The sequence below is a fragment of the Streptomyces sp. M-16 genome (assembly GCF_052114405.1).
In the GTDB taxonomy this organism is placed as follows: domain Bacteria; phylum Actinomycetota; class Actinomycetes; order Streptomycetales; family Streptomycetaceae; genus Streptomyces.
Map to the genome: position 1 here is coordinate 1 of NZ_JBFRER010000345.1, position 437 is coordinate 437.

At 69.1% G+C, this 437-nt stretch carries 1 protein-coding gene and 1 pseudogene; one reads left to right on the top strand and one right to left on the bottom strand.

The window, feature by feature from the left end; translation table 11 throughout:
• Window positions 1–174: pseudogene (locus AB4039_RS42485) on the top strand (RNA-guided endonuclease TnpB family protein); the annotation flags it as partial.
• Window positions 175–264: 90 nt separating this feature from the next.
• On the opposite strand, the gene AB4039_RS42490 reads toward AB4039_RS42485, so the two are convergent.
• Window positions 265–437, bottom strand: a 173-nt coding sequence (locus tag AB4039_RS42490; protein WP_442273342.1) for an N-acetylneuraminate synthase family protein, incomplete at its 5' end; no start/stop codon positions are given.

Sequence of the window (437 nt, forward strand, 5' to 3'; positions counted from 1 at the left end):
TGCGCACAGTGCGGAGCGAGAGCCAAGCACGCACTCCCCCTCTCCGAGAGAACGTATACGTGCACCGCGTGCGGAGCGGTGTCCCCCAGGGACAAGAACTCCGCCCGCGTGATGCTCGTCCGGGCTGGTCTCAACCCGGCTGGTGCTGAACTTGTAAGACCCGCCACCTGCTAGGTGCCAGGCAAAGCGAGCCAGGAATCCCCTCCCCTCACGGAGGGGAGGTTTCAACACGTACTCCGCTCTTGGAGGAGGGGTGGGGCCGGGTCAGACCGCTGCCGGGGCCTGGCCCTGGACGCGGCGGAGCTTCTTCATGGGGCCGAGCTCGGACGCGTAGACCTTCTTGACGCCGTCGCCGAGGGCGGTCTCGATGGTGCGGATGTCGCGCACGAGGCGGGCGAGGCCGCCGGGTTCGACGGAGGCGGCCTGGTCGGAGCCCC